Consider the following 22642-nt stretch of genomic DNA (forward strand, 5'->3'; position numbering starts at 1 on the left):
TGACCCGGTCCAAGAAGGGGGCGAAGTGAACCCCGGCCAGCGTCGCTGACGCTCCGACTGTTCCACATGGCCGGAATGGGTGTTCCACTTCGCCCGGAACGGGTGTTCCACTTCGCCGGAATACGCATCTACCACCTGCACCCCGTCGCCGCTGAAGTCCACGAAGCTCTTCTCGCCCGCGCGGTGCTCCTGCCTCATGGTGACGCTCGCCCCTTGCAGCCACCGGCCGTAGCGCTCGCAGAAGCGGCTGTACTATGACCCGCACAACAAATGCGCCGACCTGATGCCGAACAACAGCTTCCCCGGTTGGGATATGTTCGTGAATGGGAAGAGCTTCGACGCGCTGCAACTGGCCACGCGCACGCTGTGGGACGTCAAGACGGATGATTTTGACAAGCACTCACCACACTCACAGAAGTTCTTCATCAAAATGAAATTGGGCGAGCTGCAACGCGAGAAGAGACTCGCAGAAGCGTGTGGGTATGACTTCATTGTTGGCGTGCGCAGCGAAGCGCACAAGACCGCGCTAAACCGCGCGGATCCCACCCTTAAAGTCGCCTTCATGGACTGGTGCTGAAATGACATCTAGCCAAAACGAGCTTGGCATCATCGTCTACGCGCCTGCACTCGTGCGCGGCGATGCGCTACCTCTCGCCATCATCCACGGGATGGAACGTGCGCTTCCGGGCTTGCGTCTGGGATGGACGACTTCCGGAAAAGAAGACCTTATTGCATTGCCTCACCGCGATGAATGGATCGCGGCAAACAGCACGGACGGCGGATTTCCGTTCCTCTGCAACGATGACAATGACCACCTCGTGACGGTTGCCGGGTGGGAAAACCCGAACGGTCTTGCAGCAGGCAACCCGCCGCACTTTGAAGTCCATGCAGACCTGCCGCTAGACGCAGCCGGCATCGCCGCAGCAGCGGATATGCTGGAAGCCGTAGCGGAGGGCGCACGCGCGTTCTGGGGGCACGCGACACCGATCAACGCGGGTGTGGAGATCGCAGAGCAGACGAGTCCCACGCTGGAAGGTCCTCCGTGTCCTCCCCGGGGACTGCCAGCGCTCAAGCTCCCAAAGAAAATCCGCTCGCCTGAGATTCCGCATCGCCTCGGGTGGCTGAACTACTGGTCGGCTGCTGCCGCACGGGCCATCGGCTTCCCCGACCCCGCCTGCGACGCGGAGCTGCTGTCGCGCTCACGGCGTACCGCGACGGGCGGATGGGTCGTCAGGCTCACCGATGCGCCGCTCGACCTGGACACCCCCGCCCACCTGGACGCGCTCAAGCGGGCCTACGAGCGCTTCCCGGAGATTGGCGGGCGCTCCACGCCTTGAGGCGCGGCACGCCTCGCGGTGGCCTACGAGTCGCCCGTGACCTCCGCCACGAAGGCCTCGGTGCCGCCCGAAATGGGTTGGATGCGGGCATCGACGCAGCGTCCGAGCGCCCGCGGCGATCAATCGAGGCCCTTGCGTCCGCGGAAGCGCTGTCGAAGGAAGCGTCGGGCGTGGCCGTCGGCAATCAGTCGTTGCGCTTTGCGCACCACCGCCTGAGCCTCCTCCAATGTGACCCGGTGTCAGGCGACAGGAATTTTTGACCCCCTTACGTCACTAAAACTGACCCCCTCCCAGGGCCCGTTGTCCTACGTCGAGATGCTACGTCGTTCTGCGTCCTGCGTCCGCCGGAGCTCGCCCTCGCTGCTTCTCGAGCGAGGGCGAGCGCAGGTGCCTGCCGAGGCTCAGCGCTCGGGTTCAGCTGCACTGCTGGTGGCCTGCAGCACGCCCCGGCTCAGCAGCCCGGCCTTCTTCTTCTGCCGCAGCCGGTAGCTGTCGCCCTGGATGAGCAGCGTGTGGCTGTGGTGCAGCAACCGGTCGAGGATGGCCGCGGCCAGCACGTCATCGCCGAAGACGCCGCCCCACTGCCCCACCATCTGGTTGGTGGTCAGCAGCATGCTGCCCTTCTCGTAGCGACGCGCCACCAGCTGGAAGAAGAGGTGGGCACTGCGCTTCTCAAACGGCAGGTAGCCCAGCTCATCGACCACCAGCAGCTTCGGCTTGGCGAAGTAGTTGAGCTTGTCCTTGAGCGCGCCTTCGCTCTCGGCCCTGGCCAGCGCCGCCAGCAGCGCCGTGGCGCTGGTGAAGAGCACGGAGTGCCCGGTCTCCACCGCCGCGCGGCCCAGCCCAATCGCCAGGTGCGTCTTGCCCACGCCCGGCGGACCGAAGAGCAGCACGTTCTCGCACTGGGCGATGAAACGCCCCGTGGCCAGTTCCCGCACCAGCTTCTGGTCCACCGAGGGCTGCGCCTTGAAGTCGAAGTCCTCCAGCGTCTTCACCGCCGGGAAGTGCGCGATGGTGATTCCCATGCTCACCCGCTTGCGCTGCTTGGCCCCCATCTCCTCGCGCAGCAGCGCGTCGAGGAAGTCCAGGTACGTGGGCTCGCCGCGTGCCGCCTCCGCCAGCAGCGCGTCCAACCGCTCGGCCAGGTGTCCCAAGCGCAGTCGCTCCAGGTGCTCGAGCACGCGCGCATGCACCAGCTCGTGGCTCATGCGACACCTCGCTTCGCGCCCTGCTCCACCACGGCGGCGTAGTCCTCCAGCGAGCGCCCGAGCGCGGCCAGCTTGGAGCCGTCCTCGGCGGGCTCCACGGCGCGCGCTCGCCACAGTCCTTCCCAGTGAGCCGGGTCGACGACGCGCCCGTGTGGCTCCTTGCCGCGTACGTGCGTGGCCACCAGCTTGCCCGCGTGGAAGATGCGCACCTCCGCCTCTCCCACCTGCACCTCGACGCTCTCGCGCACCAGCCGGTGCGGCACGCTGTAGCGCACCGTGTCCACGTCCACCAGCGCGTCGTTGGCCACCTTGCGCTTGAGCCTCTGCTGCCGACGCGGCAGTGGACGTGAGGGCAGCGGGCGCAGCGCGGCCTTCTCCTCACGCTCGAATCTGTCCAGCGGCCGCTCATGCGTGGTGCCGTGCACGCGCGCATCCGCCTCGGCCATCCACTCCACCAGGTGCTTCTCCAGCGCGGCGAAGGACTCGAACTCCCTGCCCGCCAGCGCGTTGCGCTTGACGTACTTGACGCCCGACTCCGTCTTGCCCTTGGTGCGCGCACGGTACGGCCCGCACGCCTTGGGCGTCACGTCCCAGTCCTTGCAGAACTCCACCCAGGCCGGGTGGAAGCGCACGCTGCCGGCCTTCCTGTCGTGCTCGTCCACCAGCGGCCGGGCATTGTCCCCGAGCACCTCCAGCACCACGCCTCCAAAGTGCACGAAGGCCGCGGCCACTCCCTCCCGCCAGTCGTCTCCGCGCTGATTGAGGAAGGCGCGCACGAACAGCCGCCGCGAGAAGCTCAGCACCGCCACCAGCAGGAACACCTTCACCAGCTGCCCGCCCAGCCGCACCTTTTTCTCGCCGAAGTCCACCTGCATCTGCTGCCCTGGCTTCGTCTCGAAGCGCACCGTGGCCACCTGCGCCGCGTGCACCTGCCGCCGTCTCTCCTCCACCGCTCGCTGCACGGTGCGCACGCTGGCCCCCACTCTCTCTTGCTCCAGCAGCGCCTTGACGACGACGGCGTTGCCCTCCGCCGCTCCATTCCACAACTCCACCGCGCGTTGCTGCTCGTCCCCGGTGAGCCGCCGCGCCTTCGGCCTCACCTGCTTGTCGGCCTCGCTGCCCGCGCGCAGGTAGCGCCTCACCGTGTTGCGCGCCACGCCCACCTCGCGCGCTATCCGCTTGTGGCCCCAGCCCGCCTCCGCCAGCACCCGTATGCGCCGCACCACTTCCTGCTCGACCATCGGCACCTCCGCCGCGCGGGGTGCCACAACTGCTGCCGTCTCTCCCATCGAGGTGACCTCCTTGGTGTGGAGGCCCCGGAAGGGGGTCAGTTTTAGTGTCGCGAGGGGGTCAATTTTGCTGTCGCTCTACACCCGGTCCTCGACGAGGGAGTCCGCGAGCAAGCACTTGTACGCGGCGCAGCTCGACGGACGGTCTTTGTATATCTGGCAGTCACGGCCCTTGAGCGCTGGGCACCGCTGAGCAAGCACCTCCGTCCCGCTGCGCCGCTGCTGCGTGGGAATACCGAGGGCGCGCAGACGCTCCAGCTCGTCCGCCTCGAGCCCCACGTGGCTGAAGAGGCTGCCATCGCAGCACAGGCCGCAGCTGCGGCAGAGGAGCGAGAGCGGAGATTCGGGTGTGCCAGGAGTCGTCACGGAACTCATATAGCCACTGTCCCCCCAGGCCACCCGTGCGCGCGAGGGGGCAGGCGAGGGCTGGTCCGGGGGATCGGCCGAGAAGGTATCTCCGAGAGGGTTCTCAAAGAGAAGGCTCTGCCATGCCGACGTCCGCTACTGCGCCATCATCGAGGCACCTTCGAACCTGGGACTGAAGCCGACGGGTGTGGAGACACTCCCAGCGGCGCGGTTGCTCGGCCACGGCCTGGCGGAGCGCCTGGACGCTCGCCGGCCTACTGTCCACGTAACCGGTGCAAGCCCATCCCCTCTTCAGGACGGAGGAGACGCACGCTCCACTCTACGCGGGAGGGCCACGATGAAGGTCGAACCCTCCCCGGGAGTGCTCTCGACGGAGATGGTGCCCCCATGAGTCTCCACGATCTGTCGGGCGATGAAGAGCCCGAGCCCGAGCCCTCCATAGTGACGCTCGGAGACCGCCCGCTCGAACTTCTCGAAGATGCGGGCCCTGGCCTCGCTCGGAAAACCGATGCCCTGGTCCCGCACGATGAGCCGCACCACCTCCGGTCCGGACTCGACCCTCACCTCCAGCGGCTTTCCCTCTCCGAACTTGATGGCGTTTCCGAGCAGGTTGGCCACCACCTGCTCCAGCCGGAGCCGGTCCCAATACCCGACGCCGGGGCACTCGGTCCGAACCTCCAACCGGGAACCGCTGCGAGACAGCTGCTCGCGCAAGTCCTCCACCACCTCCTGGACCACCTGGCAGAGATCGACCTCCTCACGCATCAACTCGAAACGCCCCACGCTGATATGCGAGACATCGAGCAGCTGCTCGATGAGCGCGTGAAGCCGATTGGCCTGTGCCTCGAGTCGGGTCAACTCGCGGAAGATGGCGTCGGTCGGAACCGTCTGCCCCGGAGGAGTCTGGAACAGACGGTGGAGGGAGGAGAGGCGGAGCTTCAATGACGTCAGGGGCGTGCGAAGCTCGTGGGCGGCGACCATGAGGAAGACGTCCCGGATACGAATGGCCTCCTGGGCTTGCTGATACAACCGGGCATTGTCGTACGCGATGGAGGCGCGCCGTGCTACCTCCTGTGCCAGCTCGAGATCCTTCTCCCCATAGCGCCTTCCGGGCGTGCCCGAGCCCAGGGTGAGCACCCCGAGCGTGTTTCCTCGCGCGATGAGCGGTACCGCGATGGCGCTCCGGGTTCCGAGCGCGAGGATGATCTGCGCATGCTCCTCGTTCTCACTCGTGGCCTGGATGTCCTCCTCGGATATCTCGGGGTAGAGACGAGGCTGGTTGCTCCGAAGCACCTCGCTGGCGGGGCTGGGGCCTCCCACCCAGGCCGGATAGCGCTCGGCGAGCTTGTCGAGCAACGGCCGCTTCGCGGGGCTGACATGAGCCCCGGCGACCCGGCGGCTCTGCCCATCCGTCACCAGGTCGATGACGCACCAGTCGGCGAGGTGGCGCACACACAGCTCACCCAGGCGAGAGAGCATCGCTTTGTAATCAAGCGTCTCGGAAAGGATGACGCTCGTCTCCGCGAGAAACGAGACGTTCCGATGGGCCGCCGCGAGGTCAGCGGTTCGCGCCCGCACCTGCTGCTTCAGCGCCTTGTTCCAGGTGATGATCGTCCCCACCACCACCCCCACGCATACGACCAGGAGCGCCACGAACCGCCAGAAGGAGGGTTCACGGTAGAACGGCATCTCCCACTCGTGGATCCAACGCGACCAGATGATCTGCTTTTCCCCCTCCGTCATCTGGTCCAGCCCCTTCTGGACGATGCGGTGCAGGATCGGCTCATCCTTCCGGATCGCCATCGCGAGCTCGTACTGGTAGGGGGTTCTTCCCGCCACATGGAGGCTCGTCAGGTTCTCCCGGGTGATGTAGAAGGACGCGGCCGCGACATGCACGACCATCGCATCGGCTTCGCCCGTCGACAGGCGCATCAGTCCCTCGAGATCATTGGGAACGGGGACGAGCTGAAGCTCGGGGTGGTTGCGTTTCAGATACTCATGGGCTCCGAAGTTCTCCCCCACCGCGACCCGAAGTCCCTTCATCTGCTCGAGCGTGAGCGTCTCCCAGGACCCCCGGCGCACGACGATGATGGTCGGAATGCGGACGTAGGGCGCGGAGAAGAGAAGGTATTCCGAGCGCTCGGGGGTTGGGGTCAGCCCGCTCGTCAGATCCACCCTCCCCTCTCGCATGTCCTTGAGCAGCTCGCGGATGATGACGGGAGGAGCCCTGCGAAACTCGATGCCGAGCTTCCGTTCCAACAACCGGACATAGTCCACGGCCATGCCGCTGAGCTCCCCCTGGTCGTTCACGAACGACAGCGGGGAGTTGGTATAGGTCCCGAGCACGAGGCTGTCGGCATGGCTCGTGAGCCACTCCCGTTCCTCTGGAGTGAGCGGAGCCGAGGCGCGCCCCTCGAGGAAGCGGGGCCCGAGCACGAGGGCCAATCCAGCCAGGAGAAACACTCCGGTGAGGAGAAGCCAGCGGCCTACCCGATCCTGGCGCATAGGAGAATTCCGCCCCCTGTAGGGCGATCATCAGAGTGCACTCCGAAGATCCTGGACAGGGGAGATCCCTTCGAATGGCTCGGAGCTAACAAGAAGGCGGCTGGGCCATGAGCTCTAGAGCGCCTTCACCGCGGCCGTGAAGATTGGAGCCGGCGGGAATCGAAACCGCCGATTGGGCTCCTCGATCTCGAATATCCTGACACCATGCGCCACATCCCAAGCCTGAGCTCATTCCGAATGTTGTGCCTCGTCACCGCCGCATTGCAGGCATCCGCCTGCGCGGGGGAAGTCCGAGAAGGCGACGAGGTGGACGGCGGAGTCAACGCGCCCGGAGATGCGGGACCGGGCTCGGAGATTCCGGATGCAGGGCCCCCCTCCTGCTCGAATATCACCGGCGATCGCTCCACCCAGGTGTGTCTGCGCTGGAAGTGTGACCGCGCGGACCTCTCCGAAGGCACCTGGAGCGGAGCCGTGAACGGGTGCATCGTGGGCGACCTGGGGGCGAGCGCCCGCGCCAACGCGCTGCGGCTCATCAACCTCTATCGCTTCCTCGCCGAGCTGCCAGCGGTGACCACCGATGCGGTGCGCAATCAGAAGGCCCAGGAGTGCGCGCTCATGATGGACGCCAACAACAGCCTGAATCACAGCCCGCCCACCAGCTGGAGCTGCTACACCTCCGGTGGCGTGGAGGCTGCTGGCAAGAGCAACATCTGCTCGGGCCGGGCCGTGGACTGCATCGACCTGTACATATCGGACTCCGGCAACGCGACCACGCTCGGCCATCGCCGCTGGTTCCTCTCCAACCAGCTCGGGCCGGTGGGAATTGGAGGAACGACAGGAGGCTCCTGCCACTGGGTCATTGGTGGCAGCGGGAGTGCCAACCGCGCCTGGACCGCCTGGCCACCGCCGGGCCCCGTCCCCCTCGGAGCCATCCACATCCCGGGGAAGACCTCGGTCGATGTCACCGGGTGGTCCGTACAGACCTACGCGTCCAGCTACAACCTCGGGAGCGCGCAGGTCACGGTCACGGACAACGGGCAGCCCGCTCCGGTCACCGTGACGCAGTTGCTCGCGAACTACGGCTCCGCCTACGCCATCCGCTTCAACCCACAGGGCTGGACCACACAGGCTGGCCATACCTATGCGGTGACCATCACCGCGCCGGGACTGACCAACCCCATCCGCTACACCGTGCAGCCGGTGAACTGCCCCTAGCGGAGCCGAGGGAATGAGCTCGCCGGCCCGGCGTGCGGCTCATGGGATGCCCCTCTGCGCTCCTCACCTCCCCTCTGCTCCCACCCGCTACCCCCAACCGGGCTCCTGTCCTTCCTATACGTCAGAAGCAGGGACTCGAGCTGCTGACTCGGGCCTGCCGAGGACAGCGCAACCCCGATGCGTGCGTCTCGCTCGCCGAGGCCTATGAGTCCGGCACGCCCTGGCCGCGGTCTACGGCACGGGGTGACCCCTGGGGATGGGGAGTCCCGACCCGAGGGCTGCGGAGCCGGACCGCGCCGGGTCATCGAAAGCTCTCACATCATGAGGCTGGCCACCTTCTCATGACTGCTCACGTTTCACCTGGCGAATGGGTAATACCGCACGGATGGGAATATGAAGAAGTTCATGGCATCCGCGCGAGAATATAGCCCCAGCGGCTATGTGACCTTCAAGGCCGGCACCTATGTGGGCGTCTCCGCGAACGGCCTCATCGATGCCGGGTATCTCGACGGCAACCAGTCCCTCTATGTCGGTCCGGGGAATGGCTCGGCTCTTCACCTGGAGCGCCGGCTTCAAGGTTTCCAGCCTCGCGACGGGTAGGGCCTGGAGCGGATTCCTGGCCCAGGACACGTGCCTCACGAAGAGCAACGGGTCCAAGGTCATCTGCGCGGCCATGGGCACCAACGCCTCGGGCGGAGCCACGAACTGGCTGCAGTTCGATTCCAATGGCTACGTCTACGTTGCCTCGGGCAGCTGCACGGTGCTCGGCCCCTGCTAGACCCGGGATGAAGCCCTGGGGGCCAGCTGCGTGGGCCTGGGAAATCCCCCTCGCCCAGCAAGTGCTGAGCGCGCGAGTGGGACCTGACCACGAGGGAGGCTCCTACGAGCGGGAATGCTCTCTCATGTCTGCTTGCTGTCGCGGGGGACTCCTCTTCCCATGCGCGGTTCTATCTTCATCGGATGGAGCCGTTGTCTCCACTACTGGGGGAGGAATACCGCCGTGAACCTCGAGATGCGTGGGCAAGAGTCCCCGTCATCCTCGCTGGCGGGCGTGCTGGAGGCCCGGCAGGACCATATCGTCCACCAATGGGTGGAGCGGTTGCGCGAGGGGCTGGCCCCGGAGCCCCGGGCCCGGAGCGTGCTGGAGGACCATATTGGTGACTACCTCCAGGAGATGACAACGGTGCTGCATCGGGCCGGGCAGGGAGGCGCCGCCGCGGTACCGGAGGAGAGCACCGTGGCCCGGGAGCACGGCCGCCAGCGCCTGCGCATCGGCTTCAATCTGGCGGTGCTGGTGCGAGAATACGACCTGCTGCACGAGTGCATCCTCGATTCGGTGGAGCAGACGGGAGCGCACGTCACCCTGGCAGAGCTCCGAGCACTCGCCTCCTTCATCGTCCACAGCATCGCCGATGCGGCGGACGAGTACACCCGCCAGCGGGATGCGGCGCAGCGGCTCAACGAGGTCCGGCTCCAGGGGTTATTGGACCAGGCCCCCGTCGCCATCTATGCCAAGGACGCCGAGGGCCGCTACTTCATCGCCAACCGCCACCTGCAGGAACTGCTAGGGCGCTCGCGCGAGGAAATCCTCGGTCGGGACGACTTCGCCTTCTTCCCCGAGGAGCTCGCCAGGCAATACCAGGCCCATGACGCCCAGGCTTTGGCCGGGCACACCTGTGTCACCGAGGAAGTGATGAACCATTCCTCCGGGCCGCGCACCTTCCTGTCCACGAAGTTCCCCCTGCCGGGGGACGAGGGCACTCCGGCTGCCATGGGCGGCGTCTCCACCGACATCACCGAGCGCAAGGAGGCCGAGGCCGCTCGGGCCCGGCTGCTGCGCGAGGCCGAAGCCCAACGCGAGCGCCTGCACTCACTCCTCCAACAACAGTCACCCGCCTTCATCTTCGTGATGCAGGGGCCCGAGCACATCTTCACCCTGGCCAATACCCTCACCGTCCAGCGCCTCGGCGGCCGGGACATGGTGGGCAAGCCCCTGCGCGAGGCGTTTCCGGAGTTCGTGGAGCAGGGCTACGGTGAGCTGATCGACAACGTCTACCGCACGGGCAAGTCCGCTGCGGGCAACGAAGCCCCGCTGTGGTTGGTCCCACCCGAAGGGGGGGAGCCCGAGGAAGCCTTCTTCAATTACGTCGACACGCCCACCTATGGGCCGGATGGTCAGGTGGATGGCGTCTTCGTGCATGCGGTGGAGGTGACGGAGTTGGTGCGCGAGCGCCGCAAGGCGGAAGAGGCGCTGGCGCTGCTGGACACCCTGCTCAACACCGCTCCGGTGGCGATGTCCTTCCTCGATCGCGACCTGCGCTACGTGCGCGCCAACCAGATGGTGGCCGATCTCCTCGGCCGTCCCTTCGAGCACATCCAGGGCCATCGTCTGGAGCCGCTCTCTACCGTCTTCGCCGACCAGCTCTCGTCCGTCCGCCGCCAGGTGCTGGAGACGGGGCAGCCGGTCTTTGGCTATGAGACGACGGGCCCCCACGCCGGGCTGGGTGGAGAGGTCCGCCACTGGCTCTCCAACCACGCTCCGGTGCGCAACCGGGCCGGCGAGGTCATCCTCGTGGCCAGCGTGGCGCTGGACATCACCGAGCGCAAGCGCGCCGAAAGCGCCATTGAGGAGCGTTTCCGCCTGCTGGTGGAGGGCGTGGAGGACTATGCCATCTTCATGCTCGACCCCAAGGGCCGGGTGACGAGCTGGAATCCGGGCGCCGAGCGCATCAAGGGCTGGCAGGCGTCGGAAGTCCTCGGCCGCTCCCTATCCGTCTTCTACCTCCCCGGAGACGTGGTGGCCGGGGTTCCCGAGGAAGCCCTGCAACTGGCCTCCACCGAGGGACAGCACCGCGCGGAAATGCCCCTGGTGCGCAAGGACGGCAGCCGCTTCTGGGCGGACGTGCTGCTCACCGCCCTGCGTGATGAGCGGGGGAACCTGCGGGGCTTCGCCATGATTACCCGCGACATCTCACCGCGGCGGCAAGCCGAGGAGGCCCTGCGCGCGACGACCCAGCGGCTGGAGGCCATCCTGGAGACGGCGGTGGATGGAATCCTCACCATCGACGAGGGGGGCAGAATCCAGAGCATCAACCCGGCCACGGTGCGCATCTTCGGCCAGCCTCCCGAGAAGCTGCTGGGCCAGGACTTCCTCCAGCTGCTGCCCGAGCCGTACCTGAGCGGCAACATCCAGCCGGGAGCGCACAAGCTGCTCGGCAGTGGACGCGAGGTGAGGGGCCGTCGCGAGGACGGGAGCCTCTTCCCCCTGGAGCTCTCCGTCAGCGAGACGCGCCTGTCGCAAGGTCGCTTCTTCACCTGTTTCGTGCGCGACATCTCCGCGCGCAAGCAAGCCGAGGAGGCGCAGGCCCTGTTCGTCCGGGTGGGCACGCTGTTGTCCCAGTCGCTCGACGTCCACACCACGCTCAAGAATCTCGCCTCGCTCGTGGTGGAGCATCTGTCCGACTACTGCATGGTGGACCTGCTGGGGGAGGACGGGCGGTTGCAACTGCTGGAGGTGGCGGCACGCGACCCCGAGCGCCAGGCGCTCATCCGCCGCGCGATGCCGTCCCCTTCTCATTCTCAACAGGGCGCCAGTGTCCTGATGCATATCCTGGAGGGGGGTGTGCCCGTGGCGGAACCGGAGCCCACCAGGCAGAGCGTTCTCTCCAACGACCCGAAGTACCGGGCCTTCGTGGAGGCGCTCGAGCTGAAGTCCTTCCTCTTCGTCCCGCTGGTGGCCCGGGGCCGTAAGCTCGGCCTCATCTCCTTCGCCTGGAGCCAGCCTCGCCCCACGTGCGCCACGACGGACCTGGAGGTGGCCCGGGGCATGGCCGATCGCGCGGCGCTGGCGCTGGACAACGCACGGCTCTACCAGGAAGCACAGGAGGCCATCCGGGTGAGAGAGGACGTGGTGGCCATCGTCAGCCACGACCTGCGCACCCCACTCAATGCCATCAGCCTGTCGGCCACGAGTCTGCTCAAGCGCGAGGACATGGACAAGCGCGCCACCACGGCTGTCAATCGCATCCTTTCAGCGGCGAACCGGGCCAGCCGGATGATTCGAGACCTGCTCGACTTCAACCAGGCGCGCATGAAGGGCATCCCCATCCAGCGCGAGCCGCTGGACTTCCACCCACTCGTCCTGCGGGTGGTGAAGGAGGTGAGACTGGCCCATCCCGACAGGCACATCGCGTTCCACGCCAGCGGAGAGGGGAAGGGCGAATGGGATGGGGACCGGTTGGCGCAGGTGGTGACCAACCTGGTGGGCAATGCGCTCCAGCACAGCCCGGAGGACTCACCCGTGCGGGTGTCCACCCGGAGCGAGGGCGAGCACGTCCTGCTCGAGGTGCACAACGAGAACGCGGGGCGCGCCATCCCGCCCGAGCTTCAATCACACCTCTTCGAGCCCTATCGGAGGGGGCCCGGGGCCGGTGCGAGCCGGGGCAGTCTCGGCCTGGGGCTCTTCATCACCCGGCAGATTGTCCTCGCCCATGGCGGGGACATCCACGTACGCTCCACGCCGGAGGAGGGCACCACTTTCACCGTGAGCCTGCCTCGACGCTCGGTCTAGCGGTTGGCGCCGCAGGTCCTACGAGCGGAAATGCTCTCGACCGAAGGGGGGAGCCCAAGGAGGGGTTCTTCAACTACGTCCATGCGCCCTGACGCGTGGCGTGGGAGTTGCTCTGGGCGGCCGGGCAACCCAACACCCAGGAGAAGGACATGAGTGAATCCCACGGAATCCCGAGCGCGGTGCGACAGCGGTGTCCTGGAGCGCCGTGTCCTGGAGCGCCATGGAAGGTCATGGCACTGGCCGTGCTCGCGCTGCTCTTCAGCGGCTGCATCCCGGCGGGCTGGGACTGCCTGAACTCGAGTGACTGCGAGCAGGGACTCGAGTGCGTGCACTGGCAGCCCGGGAGCGAGGAGGAGACGCGCTACTGCGCGAAGACCTGCCCGGTCGAGCAGGACATCTGTGAGACGGGCAAGGCGTGCGGGTGTCCCGACTCACCGGCGAAGCAGCGGTGCTTCGATGACAAGGGCGATCGCATTGGGGTGTGCGAACCCTAGGGAAACGCGAAAACCCGGGAAGGCTCCTCGAGGACTGGGCGAGACATGTTGTCACGGATGGACTCTGGGCACTCCCTCCAGATGACTGTCCCAATCCCGAGACAGGCACCTCACGAGGAGGAAGCCATGAAGAAGGAGTTGATCGTCCGGGCCTGGAAGGACCCGGAGTACCGCGCCCGTCTCTCCGCCGAGGAGCGCGCCGCCCTCCCCGACTGCCCTTCCGGCAGTTCCCTGACCGAGCTCGACGGGGCCGAGCTGCTCGGGGCCGTCGGCGGAAAGTGTGAGCCCCGCTACTCGCAGCACATCCCCAACTCCTGCGGGATCGCCTGTACCGTCATTACCTGCGGGACCTTCGACTGAGACACGCCCATCGACTGAAGTCGTAGCCACCGGTGGGTCACCCAGCCACCGGTGGCGCTGTTTTTTGCCCTCGCCCATCACAATCCATACGTATGGATCGGCCTTTCCACTGGGATGACGCTGGGGCATCGGACGGTGAGTAGAAGCCCGCGAGCGTGAAGCGGAATTCCACGTACTCGGGCGTGAGCACGGTGTGGGTGCCATCGAGGAGGGTGTCGGGGGTTTCCGTCACGGCCCCAGTCCAGGCGCGCGGAGCCCTCGCGGGCACGTCTCGCAGAATTTTTCCGGTGGCTCGACGTCCTGAGTGCCATCCGCAACAATTCCGCAACACGAGGTGGGCTCCTGGCCCGCCCGCATCCCCTGGGAGGGGGGTATCCCCATGCGTTTCGGTTCCCGCAGTCTCGCTGCCGCGCTCGTGCTGTTCGCTTCTGGCTCCGCTTCCGCCGTGGAGCTCAACTATCAGTGGAAGAAGGGGGATGTGCACCGCTTCCAGTACGAGGATGACTCGACCATCGAGATGAAGATGCCCGGCGGCATGGGCGGGATGCCCGGCATGCAGATGCCCGGGATGGAGATGGGCCAGGGCGGCATGAACGTCCGCATGAAGGTCCAGTCCGTCTTCAGCCAGAAGGTGCTCTCGGTGCGCAAGGACGGCACGGCCGAGGTGGAGCTCACCCTGGAGAAGATGGACCTGGTCGGCGCCGACAAGCGCGTCACCACCATCGACAACATTCCCCCCGCCGCGAAGAAGGTGAAGGCCGAGGTGGATCGCAAGGGCCACGCGAAGTTCTTCAAGATGGTGACGGTCTACGTCCAGGAAGGCCGCACCGTGGTGGGCGTGCACAACCTGAAGGCCGGACCCAAGGGGGCCAGCGCCTCGATGACCGCGGGCGACACGCGCGTCGACGTGGTGGCCGCGGTGGACTCGAAGAGCGGCACCGTCTCCATGGCCATGACGGAGAAGAAGGCGCCGCCCCCCGCGCTCAAGGCCGTGAAGATCAAGGAGGAGGACCCCTCCGTGGACGTCCTCCCGAAGCAGATCTTCGAGATGATGGTGCTCCCCGATGGCGACATGACGCCGGGCGGCCGCTACGAGGTGACCACCCCCATGGGCGCCATGGCGATGACGCTCGCGGAGATCGAGAACAACGTGGCCCAGATGCGCACCACCGTGGCCCAGAAGACCGAGGTTCCCGCCGGAGAGGGCGAGGTCGGCGCGGCCGAGCAGGAGTCCGGTGACGGTGACGAGGGCGGCTCCGCTCAGGCCATGGGTGACATGAACATGGGCGGCGGCATGCCCGGCATGGGCGGCATGAACATGGGCGGCGGCATGCCCGGCATGGGCAGCGGCTCGGGCGGGGCCATGGGCATGAAGGTGGACCTGGACGTGACCAGCGGCTTCGACGTGGCGGCCGGCCGGCTCATCCGCATCGAGGGCACCCAGGTCATCGACCAGTCCATGGGTGGCATGGGCGGCACGAAGGTTCGCTCGCGCTTCTCCCTGCAGCGGCTGTAATCGGGCCTCGCGTCAGCGGGTCCGGAGCAGATGAGGAAGCTCAAGACGGGTTGGAGGAACTGACCATCTCGAGCTGGGTGAGGGACTGCCGCTTCAATCCATTCGCGGCGAAGAAGCCGGCGCCCAGCTCCTCGGGAACAATGGCGGGAACCCTCCACCAGCGGCCCGACATTCGCGCGGCAAGCGCTCGCAGGAGGCGGCTCCCTTCCCCCTGGCGGCGCTTCTCCCCGGCGACCAGGGAGCGGAGGACGAGCTCCTGGGACCCGGCCTCGGTGACCACGGCCACGGCGGCGCCCAGGCGAAAGGCGCGCGTCGGCGCAGTGAGCCCGGCCACGGTCTCCGGCGCGAGCTGCCAGGGGAGTCCGGGCTCGCCATACCGGAGGATGGCCTCCAGCGCAGTGACGAGGGGTATTTCTTCCAGGGGCACGGCCTGCTCCGGCGGCGTCCCCTCCCATCCCACGAGCCGGCGGCGAACCTGGAAACCCATGCGCTCGTAGAGGGCCACCGCCGGGGTATTGCTCTCGATGACCTCCAGCCGCACCGAGCGGTCCCCGCGAGCCCGCGCCTCGTCGAGAACCCTTCGCAGGAGCTCACGGCCCAGCCCTCCGCGCCTCAGCTCGGGCACCACCCCCATGGCCGCCACCCGGCTCGTCACGTTCCGGCGGGCCACGAGCGCCAGCGCCACCAGCCTCCCCTCCTTCATCATCACGAGGCTGTCGGCGAGGTGCACATGCTCGGTACGCAGCCGCTGCTCGAAGGCTCGGACGTCCGCGGAGATGGGAACCACGTACCCGGCGAAGCTGGCCGCGAACCCCTCGGCGAGCCGCTCCAGCGGGAGGGAGGATGCGGAAGAAATCTCGGGAGCCATCATGCCCGGCATCGTATCGGGTTCCCGCGCTCCATCCACCGGACGGAAATCCGCCCTGCCCCGAGGGGCCGTCCGGCGCGGCTCCTACGGTGTCACTTCCAGCACGGCTCACCAGTCGAAGCCGGCGACGAACAACTTCTGATCCGTCGGTCCGTGGCCACAGCAGCTGGACGCAATGACGGTACCGGCTTCCAGCACGCCGCGGATCTCGCGCACCGCCTGTGACTCCCTGATGCAAGAAGGCCGCTCCACGCCAGCCATCCGCGGATCCGGCCGCACGTGCTCCACCAACACGATGCGACTGCCGCGATTGAAGGGCTCGATGCGCACCTTGCCGCGGCGGTCGGGACTGAACCCACATGGCGCCGAGATCGCCAGCGGCATCACCAACGTCTCGCCACGCAGCAGCACGCAGCGACCATCGCGTTCGCCCAGTTGCAGCGCCTGGCCGGCGAACTGGACCTGGGTCAACATCGGGGCGGCGTCCGCCGGCGCCGCGACTGGCTCCGCATGAGCACCTGCGGCGACCAACAGGGCGGTGGATGAGGTAACGAACACTGAGCTCAGTCTCACAATCAGGCCTTCCTTTTGAAAAATCGGGGCACAATCAGCCCGCGTCCGCGTCGTATCGGGCATGCGGGGAGCATTGCAAACGGAGGTCCGCGCAACGCGCACGCTGGCGTGCATGGAGGAGCGGCTGGCCGCGCACTCGGAGGGCCTCAGCCCGGGGACGAACGCCATGCCCCGTCGGATGATGTCGCCCGGGCCGTGAAGCGCCGGGCGGTCATCCGGAGACGGCATGGCGCTCGAGCCGGCTCAGGAGTCGTAGCCGTGGTGCCCGTCGAGCACGATGACCTTGCGGCTGGCCGGGTAGTAGAGGACGCCCCACTCCTTGAAGTCGTGGCAGTTGTGGCAGGCCACCTCTCCCCCGGAGAACCAGGCCTGGACGTCGCCGCCGCCAGCGTAGGCATCAATCCGCGAGAGCAGCGCGGCGCCCTTGCCGCCGGAGAAGAAGTAGCTCTGCGCCAGGCCCGCGCGGTTCGTGACGGTGCCGTCAGTGAAGGACGGCAGGGAATGGTCCGCTCCAAGGTGCTCCACGATGGCCTGCAGCGTCACCGGCTGGGCCGGGCACTCGGGCGTGGTGTAGGCGGCGATGGAGGAGATTTCATACCAGGACAAGGGGGTGGACCCCACGTTCCACGCCGCGCGCGCGGGCTCCAGGGACGAGGCGTCGGCGGCGGTGAGCGAGAACGGCTGGGGGGACACCTCGCAGGCGCTCGCGTACGTGCAGCGCAGGACCTGGCGGTAGGTACCGCACTGGCCGAAGTCCGTCGTGCCCGCGGGCTGTGAGTGGTAGCAGTTGTAGACGGCGAGGTCGCAGCCCGGGTCAGGCCAGACGTCGTAGGCGTCGCCATCGGTGACCGCGAGCTCCATCACGCGCGCGACGAGGCGCGCCGTCTTCTGCATGGCCACGCCGTCATCGGCGCCCGCGCTGAAGGTGAGCGGGTCGGTGTGCGGGTCGATGGCCTGGTACAGCGTCGGGTACGACCAGTCGAGGCGGTAGTTGGGCCGACCGTAGACCTGCGGGATGCCGTCGGTCGCCGTGACGGTGAGCCAGTCCACGTACCCGGACACCGAGGCGTGGCCGCGATAGAGGAGGTGGGTGTTGCCCTGGACGACGTAGATGGGGTTCACCGCCTCGTCGATCCAGATGCCGCTGTCGCCGCGGAAGTCGAAGAACCGCGGGGCAATCACGATGCGAGCGGTGTACGAGCGCGGCATGCCCGTGAAGGTGTCGACGCGGACGAAGAGCGGCAGGCCGGAGAGCACGGTGTTGAGCTCGTGGCCCTCGTGAAGGACGAGCTCGAACCGGCGCTCGCTGATGATGTTCGCATCCCCGAAGGCGTCGTCGGGGACGAAGCTCAGGACGTCCGAGAGGTAGCGGTTCGCGGTGCCGCGGATGATGAGGGCGCGGACGCCATCACGCTCCTCGAAGGTGCCGAGCGTCTCGAAGCTGAGCTCGTTGTCGCCCACCGAGGCGTAGAGACGGGTGGCCGTCGCCGCGGCGGTGCTGACGCCGGTCTCCTCCGCGGTCTCGGGAGTGGCGTTGGTACAGGCCGCGAGCGCGGCGAGGCTGGCGAGGGCGAGGGTGCGTAGTTGCATGGGGGGTCTCCAAGTGAGGCCCCCCGAGTACCACACGCCGGTGACACGCCGCAGGCGGGGACTGTGTCAGTCCCGTGACGTGAGTTGGTGTGGGCTCCTCGGCGAACAGGGTGCACGAGGTCGAGCACGCGAACCTGCTGCGTGTAGAGGGTAATGCGCCGCTCGACGCACCCGAGGACCCGCGGCCATCGGCTGTGACATGTCAGCCCGCCCGTTTGTCATGTCAGCCCGCTCCTTTCGACATGTCAGCTTGCACTTCGAGTGCGTCAACCATTTGGTCCGAGGAAATCCCTGGCATGGCATGGGCTCTGCATCGCACTTCCTCGACCCCATCGCCTTCACGGTGCGGTCCAGCAAAAGCAATTGTCCTCCCCCACATGAAAGCAGGAATTCGATGGAGAACCTATTCGAGCTCATTGGAGAATCCGCACCTTACGTTGCGGTGTATGACGTTGCCGTCGACAATGGTGTTGTCTACAGCAAGTTCAAGCCGGAGCAGCGGCGCTACGCCGAGACGACATTGATGAGTTGCTCCGAGGGGCTCCGCACCATGGCTGTCCACGGCGTGCTGGCCTGCGCCGTAGCCAATCCGATCAAGTCCAAACACTACTACCTTGCCACCAAGGCAGACCTCCAGGTGTTCCCGGTCCACGCCACCACCACGGGCTTCTTTCGCTGCGTGGGACGCGTGGACCGGATCGATCAGTCCAAGCGATATCCCTTCTATACGGAAACCGTGACATGCTTCACGGAAGGGGGCGAGCGCTACGCGGTCCTGGAGGTGGAGTACGCTGGCTTCAACGAAGAGGAGTTCGTGAAAGCCAAGGGGGCCGATGCAACACCGGCGGTTGCACTGGTTCCCGGCCATCCCAGCCCGTACGTGGATCCCGTGCGGCCGATGCAAATCGAATGGATACAACCCGGCGAGGCGCTACGAGCCACCCTGGAGGGGTTCCGCCGCGAGGACTTCGCCGGCCATTTCGCCATACGGGCGATGTGTCCTGTATCGATCCTTGGTGGGAACGCGTGCTCTCTTCTGCGCCACTTCCCTGGGCTCGACGCCTATCAGATAACCCGGTGCGTTCTCACCTGCAGGCACGCGTCCCTTCCGGGGGAGCCGCTGCATCTGAGCTGTGTCCGGGAACGGGCCGACCATTTCGTGGTCACAGCCCACAATGACAATGGCAGGCTCCTGTCCACATTTCACATGGATGTGCAAGCACACCGGCCTTGATGTGAGGTCATGCGACCGTCAGCGTACACGAAGCGACCCTGCATGCGCATGCCAGGGTTCCTCGCGGGAGACAAAGCAATGCTCAAGGACAGACTCGTTGGCACCTGGCAGCTCATCTCCGTGGAGGGCCGCCTGCCTGATGGCAGCCGGGATTACCCCTACGGGCAGAATCCTCTGGGGATTCTGATGTATGACCGCCTCGGGAACATGGCGGTGCAACTCATGGGGCGGGACCGCCCCCCCTTCGAATCCGCGGACTTGAAGGGGGGCTCGGCACAGGAGGCAAAGGACGCGTTGGACGGGGCTGCCGTCTACTTCGGGACCTACGAAACCGAAGAGCAGACGGACACGGTCTGCCACCACATCACGGGCAGCGTCTTCCCGAACTGGATCGGAACCGTGCAGAGAAGGAAGGCAACCGTGAAAGGGAACCGGCTGGTCTTGAGCACCGAACCCCTGTTGATGGGGGGAAGCGAATCCGTGGTCGTACTGGAATGGCAGCGGATGGCCCCGTCAGCGGTGCGCCGATGATGGACCCGTACGCCGCCGCGGGTGGCTTGCCGCCGGAATGAGAGCGTCAGCGCCCGACGAGACCGTCCAGCAGGCGCTTCGCGAGGGCCGTCACGGTACCGCGGCGGGTCTCGTCGAGCCGCTCCCACCCGAGGACAGCGCGCGACACGGGCTCTATCGTCGTGAAGGCGGAGAGCGCGGCGAGCAGCATCACCGCGCCCGCGCGCTCCTCCTCCCTCCCTGGGCGGCGCTGGCGAGCAATGGCCAGCAGGTCGGCGACGAGGCCGATGCCGGGGCTCCACAGCCCCTCGAACAGCAACGCATAGCCGGGGCCCTGCTCGCTCATCTCGCGCAGCACGAAATCGGTGGTGAGCCGTTGCTCGGCATCAGCGGTAAGTGCCTTGACGAGCGCGTCGAGGATACGGTCGAGCCAGTCCCGCGCTTCCGTGGCCGAGAGCGATCCCTTGTTCGCTGCCTCGCGAGCGGCGCTCACCAGCGGCAACAACCGGCGACTGTGCTGTTCGATGATCTCCTGCGCGCAAGCGCGGTGCAGCCCCTCCTTGTTGCCAAAGTGGTAGGCGATGACCGGGAGCGTGACGCCCGCCTCGGAGGCGATCATCCGGGTGGTGGCGCCCGCGAAGCCCTCACGAGCAAAACACCGCATGCCCGCCTCGAGGATCCGGGCCCGGGTCATCTCCGTTGGCGTCAGGCGGTTTTTGGTCTCGAGGCTCATGCTCAGCCATATAGGCAGGGAGGAGCAGTTTCCGGTAGGGCTCACTCCTGCCCCTTCCGGAACAGGCGCTCCGGCCGTTGCAGCGGAACCTATCACCTGATATACGGAGTATATCATCTGATAGGGGTGGCGACATGGCTTTACGTGAACCGGTACCAGCCGAGCACGAAGCAGCGCCGGCGCAGGCGGCGAAGCGGGCGGCCGCGCGCGAGTGGAAGATCGACTATCTCTCCCCCGCCGGAGAGCCTTCGTTGGTCCCACCGGACTCAGTGCAGTGGCGGGTCTACCGCAACCCGATCGCCATGGGGGTCGGCGGAGTCGCCGCGGTGCTGCTCGAGTTCGCCGACCCACGGATCCGCAGTGGGGTATGGGACCACTCGATCTACAAGGTGGACCCGATCGGACGCTCGCGACGGACCGGGGTCGCGGCAATGGTGGGCGTGTATGGCCCTGCCTCGGTGGCGCGCAAGGTGATCTCCGGCGTCACGAAGATGCACGCGCGCGTGTCGGGTGAGACCCCCAATGGTCAATCGTACCGTGCGCTCGACCCGGTGCTGCTCAATTGGGTCTCCGCGACCGCTGCTTTCGGCTTCTTCAAGGCCTACCACACCTTCGTTCGTCCGCTCTCGCCAGAGGAGCAGGTGCGCTTCTTCGCGGACGGGAAGCCGGTCGCCGAACTCTACGGTGTCACGCAAAGCGTTGGGTCGGAAGCCGAGTTCGTCGCGATGATGGAAGGGCTGCTGCCAGGTTTCGAGCCGCATCCGATCAACCTCGAGTTCCTGAACATCATCGAATCGGGCCGCGCGGCGCCGTCCGTGCCGCGCATCCTGCACCGCGCGATGGCCCGCGGCGCGGTCGCGATCCTCCCGCCGGTGGTCCGGAAGAAACTGGAGCTCGGTAGGGAATGGGACCTGACCGTGCTCGACCGGATGGCGCTGACCTCCGCCGGCCGGTTCGCTGACCTCAGGCGCGACCGCAACTCTCCCGCCTGGCAGGCGGCGCTGCGTCTCGGCCTGCCAGGCGACTTCGCCTGGCGCTCGCCGTCGAAGCAGAGAAGCCTGCTCAAGCGCTGACGCTCACACCAGACCGAGGGGGGCAGCGGTTCTAGAATCCTCTGCCCTCTCCTCGGAGCGGCCGAGCCGGCGCGCACAGGCACCGGCCAGCGCAGGACGACTCAGTGCAGGCATTCGCCGCATGAGCCGGACAATTTGGTATTGGCGACGAAGGAATCGTAGTCCGCCTTCGAGGAGACAACCGCTGAGCCGAAGTCGGCGTAGACCGCCCAAGTGGAGGGGGTGACCACGGCATCCTTGAATGTTCCGCGATAGTAGTCCGCCCCATTGTTGTGCTTGAAGAAGCTCCACCCGTAATGACTATTCCATGGACGGCAGTTCGCATGGGTAGCCATGTAGCTCCCCTGGGGAGAACCTCCACGCCCCTTCCACAGGTAGCACGCATTTTGTTCCACCTTCGGTGCCTTGTCAGGTTGCGCGGCGGGTGGCGTCTGCGCTCCAGCGCCAGTCATCAGCAGACAGCTACCCAGCGAGAAGACCGTCAAGAATTTGCGCATTTTCATGGTATTGATTTTCCAGGGTGTGAGTGAGCCGAGCGCTGGACTGACATCTCGGAGGCGTGTCCGGCACTCCCCTGTGTGCTCGGCAGAGGGGGCCGGTCCGCCTGGTGGCCCGTAAATGCAGGACAGATGCCAACGTGGCGCCCCTCGGACTTCAGACATTTCCGCCCCCGAGAACGAAGTCGGCACGCCCACTGACACGTCAACTGACACGCAGCGGGCACGCTGACGCGTCAGCTGGGGCGCACTCACCGCCACGCCGAGGGCCGGTACACAGGTCCGCCTGGGCCGCGTCCCCCTGCACGAGCGTGATGCCGGCGGGGGCCAGCCAGTGCGCCATGCACGTCACATGCTCGGCGAGCAACTCCACGCCCCTCGCCTCTGCCCCGAGCCACCGCGCCGCGAGCAGCACCCGCTCCCTCCAATCGCAAGCCATCATTTCTCCGCTGGCGCCTGTCGATGCGAAGTCAGGAACTCGGCGACGAAATCGAGGTACTTGCGAATGGCCTGCTCGGGGTCTCCATCGCAGTCCCGTAGGTATTTCGCTTCCCAGCCTTCCGTGGGGAATTCACCTCGTAACCGTTCACCGACTCAGGCAGCGAGCGCGAGCTGAGGTACGGGCACGGTGGGGAGGAGCGAAGGCCCGCGCAAGCCGCGGCGGTGCGCGGCGAGGGTATCGGTAAGGAATGAGAGTACGTCAC

Annotated in this window: 23 protein-coding genes and 1 pseudogene; 12 read left to right on the forward strand and 12 right to left on the reverse strand. The window is 66.6% G+C overall.

Annotated elements, in window-relative coordinates; translation table 11 throughout:
• Nucleotides 1–198 (reverse strand): hypothetical protein (locus tag NR810_RS51205; RefSeq protein WP_257463478.1); only part of this gene is annotated, 198 nt, incomplete at its 3' end.
• 85 nt (nucleotides 199–283) lie between these two features.
• Between NR810_RS51205 and NR810_RS51210 the strand changes: the two genes are divergently transcribed.
• Together NR810_RS51210 and NR810_RS51215 are read left to right on the forward strand one after the other, a co-directional pair.
• Complete coding sequence (locus NR810_RS51210; protein ID WP_257463479.1) at nucleotides 284–577, forward strand: DUF6310 domain-containing protein; 294 nt, start codon at nucleotides 284–286, stop codon at nucleotides 575–577.
• Nucleotide 578: 1 nt separating this feature from the next.
• Complete coding sequence (locus NR810_RS51215) at nucleotides 579–1337, forward strand: DUF5953 family protein (RefSeq protein ID WP_257463480.1); 759 nt, start codon at nucleotides 579–581, stop codon at nucleotides 1335–1337.
• A gap of 401 nt (nucleotides 1338–1738) precedes the next feature.
• On the opposite strand, the gene istB is transcribed toward NR810_RS51215, so the two are convergent.
• The 4 genes from istB to NR810_RS51235 all read right to left on the reverse strand — a co-directional run bounded on the left by istB (nucleotide 1739) and on the right by NR810_RS51235 (nucleotide 6636).
• On the reverse strand, nucleotides 1739–2545 hold the full coding sequence (gene istB / locus NR810_RS51220) for an IS21-like element helper ATPase IstB (RefSeq protein WP_257463481.1): 807 nt from the start codon (nucleotides 2543–2545) through the stop codon (nucleotides 1739–1741).
• Nucleotides 2542–3786, reverse strand: coding sequence for an IS21 family transposase (istA, locus tag NR810_RS51225; protein WP_257463482.1), 1245 nt, complete (start codon nucleotides 3784–3786; stop codon nucleotides 2542–2544). The genes istB and istA overlap by 4 nt, the downstream gene beginning before the upstream one ends.
• Nucleotides 3787–3912: 126 nt before the next feature.
• Entirely contained in the window at nucleotides 3913–4200 is a 288-nt protein-coding gene (locus NR810_RS51230; RefSeq protein ID WP_257463483.1) for a YkgJ family cysteine cluster protein, read from the reverse strand.
• 291 nt (nucleotides 4201–4491) lie between these two features.
• On the reverse strand, nucleotides 4492–6636 hold the full coding sequence (locus NR810_RS51235) for an ATP-binding protein (protein ID WP_257463484.1): 2145 nt from the start codon (nucleotides 6634–6636) through the stop codon (nucleotides 4492–4494).
• 375 nt (nucleotides 6637–7011) lie between these two features.
• Here NR810_RS51235 and NR810_RS51240 point away from each other — a divergent pair, with 375 nt between their 5' ends.
• The 6 genes from NR810_RS51240 (at nucleotide 7012) to NR810_RS51265 (ending at nucleotide 13344) form a co-directional block, all read left to right on the forward strand.
• Nucleotides 7012–7920, forward strand: a complete 909-nt coding sequence (locus NR810_RS51240; RefSeq protein WP_257463485.1) for a CAP domain-containing protein — start codon at nucleotides 7012–7014, stop codon at nucleotides 7918–7920.
• Nucleotides 7921–8313: 393 nt separating this feature from the next.
• A complete protein-coding gene (locus NR810_RS51245) occupies nucleotides 8314–8520 on the forward strand; it encodes a hypothetical protein (protein ID WP_257463486.1) in 207 nt (68 codons plus the stop codon).
• On the forward strand, nucleotides 8462–8698 hold the full coding sequence (locus tag NR810_RS51250; protein ID WP_257463487.1) for a hypothetical protein: 237 nt from the start codon (nucleotides 8462–8464) through the stop codon (nucleotides 8696–8698). The genes NR810_RS51245 and NR810_RS51250 overlap by 59 nt, the downstream gene beginning before the upstream one ends.
• A 222-nt stretch (nucleotides 8699–8920) precedes the next feature.
• Nucleotides 8921–12490 carry a PAS domain-containing protein gene (locus tag NR810_RS51255; protein WP_257463488.1) on the forward strand — a complete coding sequence of 1190 codons (3570 nt, stop codon included), beginning with the start codon at nucleotides 8921–8923 and terminating at the stop codon, nucleotides 12488–12490.
• Nucleotides 12491–12720: 230 nt separating this feature from the next.
• Nucleotides 12721–12984, forward strand: coding sequence for a hypothetical protein (locus NR810_RS51260; RefSeq protein ID WP_257463489.1), 264 nt, complete (start codon nucleotides 12721–12723; stop codon nucleotides 12982–12984).
• 126 nt (nucleotides 12985–13110) lie between these two features.
• Entirely contained in the window at nucleotides 13111–13344 is a 234-nt protein-coding gene (locus NR810_RS51265) for a mersacidin/lichenicidin family type 2 lantibiotic (RefSeq protein WP_257463490.1), read from the forward strand.
• Between the two features lie 136 nt (nucleotides 13345–13480).
• On the opposite strand, the pseudogene NR810_RS52765 reads toward NR810_RS51265, so the two are convergent.
• A pseudogene (locus NR810_RS52765) lies at nucleotides 13481–13576 on the reverse strand (RDD family protein); the annotation flags it as partial.
• Nucleotides 13577–13723: 147 nt separating this feature from the next.
• On the opposite strand from NR810_RS52765, the gene NR810_RS51275 reads away from it, so the two are divergent.
• Nucleotides 13724–14860 carry a hypothetical protein gene (locus NR810_RS51275; RefSeq protein WP_257463491.1) on the forward strand — a complete coding sequence of 379 codons (1137 nt, stop codon included), beginning with the start codon at nucleotides 13724–13726 and terminating at the stop codon, nucleotides 14858–14860.
• A 40-nt stretch (nucleotides 14861–14900) separates the two neighbouring features.
• Here the strand turns inward: NR810_RS51275 and NR810_RS51280 are convergent, their stop codons facing one another.
• The 3 genes from NR810_RS51280 to NR810_RS51290 all read right to left on the reverse strand — a co-directional run bounded on the left by NR810_RS51280 (nucleotide 14901) and on the right by NR810_RS51290 (nucleotide 17891).
• The gene (locus NR810_RS51280) at nucleotides 14901–15731 is read right to left on the reverse strand and encodes a GNAT family N-acetyltransferase (protein WP_257463492.1); all 831 of its coding nucleotides are present in this window, start codon (nucleotides 15729–15731) and stop codon (nucleotides 14901–14903) included.
• A gap of 105 nt (nucleotides 15732–15836) precedes the next feature.
• Nucleotides 15837–16202, reverse strand: coding sequence for a hypothetical protein (locus NR810_RS51285; protein WP_257463493.1), 366 nt, complete (start codon nucleotides 16200–16202; stop codon nucleotides 15837–15839).
• A 342-nt stretch (nucleotides 16203–16544) separates the two neighbouring features.
• Nucleotides 16545–17891: a hypothetical protein gene (locus NR810_RS51290; protein WP_257463494.1), complete on the reverse strand. Its 1347-nt coding sequence runs from the start codon at nucleotides 17889–17891 to the stop codon at nucleotides 16545–16547.
• Nucleotides 17892–18285: 394 nt separating this feature from the next.
• On the opposite strand from NR810_RS51290, the gene NR810_RS51295 reads away from it, so the two are divergent.
• Entirely contained in the window at nucleotides 18286–19125 is an 840-nt protein-coding gene (locus NR810_RS51295) for a hypothetical protein (RefSeq protein ID WP_257463495.1), read from the forward strand.
• 78 nt (nucleotides 19126–19203) lie between these two features.
• Nucleotides 19204–19656, forward strand: coding sequence for a lipocalin-like domain-containing protein (locus NR810_RS51300; RefSeq protein WP_257463496.1), 453 nt, complete (start codon nucleotides 19204–19206; stop codon nucleotides 19654–19656).
• 46 nt (nucleotides 19657–19702) lie between these two features.
• On the opposite strand, the gene NR810_RS51305 is transcribed toward NR810_RS51300, so the two are convergent.
• Nucleotides 19703–20368 carry a TetR/AcrR family transcriptional regulator gene (locus tag NR810_RS51305; RefSeq protein WP_257463497.1) on the reverse strand — a complete coding sequence of 222 codons (666 nt, stop codon included), beginning with the start codon at nucleotides 20366–20368 and terminating at the stop codon, nucleotides 19703–19705.
• A gap of 134 nt (nucleotides 20369–20502) precedes the next feature.
• Between NR810_RS51305 and NR810_RS51310 the strand changes: the two genes are divergently transcribed.
• The gene (locus tag NR810_RS51310; RefSeq protein WP_257463498.1) at nucleotides 20503–21441 is read left to right on the forward strand and encodes an oxygenase MpaB family protein; all 939 of its coding nucleotides are present in this window, start codon (nucleotides 20503–20505) and stop codon (nucleotides 21439–21441) included.
• Nucleotides 21442–21542: 101 nt separating this feature from the next.
• Here the strand turns inward: NR810_RS51310 and NR810_RS51315 are convergent, their stop codons facing one another.
• Together NR810_RS51315 and NR810_RS51320 are read right to left on the reverse strand one after the other, a co-directional pair.
• A complete protein-coding gene (locus NR810_RS51315) occupies nucleotides 21543–21944 on the reverse strand; it encodes a hypothetical protein (RefSeq protein WP_257463499.1) in 402 nt (133 codons plus the stop codon).
• A gap of 199 nt (nucleotides 21945–22143) precedes the next feature.
• Nucleotides 22144–22380: a hypothetical protein gene (locus tag NR810_RS51320; RefSeq protein ID WP_257463500.1), complete on the reverse strand. Its 237-nt coding sequence runs from the start codon at nucleotides 22378–22380 to the stop codon at nucleotides 22144–22146.
• Nucleotides 22381–22642 lie beyond the last annotated feature (262 nt).

It is taken from the genome of Archangium lipolyticum, assembly GCF_024623785.1.
GTDB classification, from domain to species: Bacteria; Myxococcota; Myxococcia; order Myxococcales; family Myxococcaceae; genus Archangium; species Archangium lipolyticum.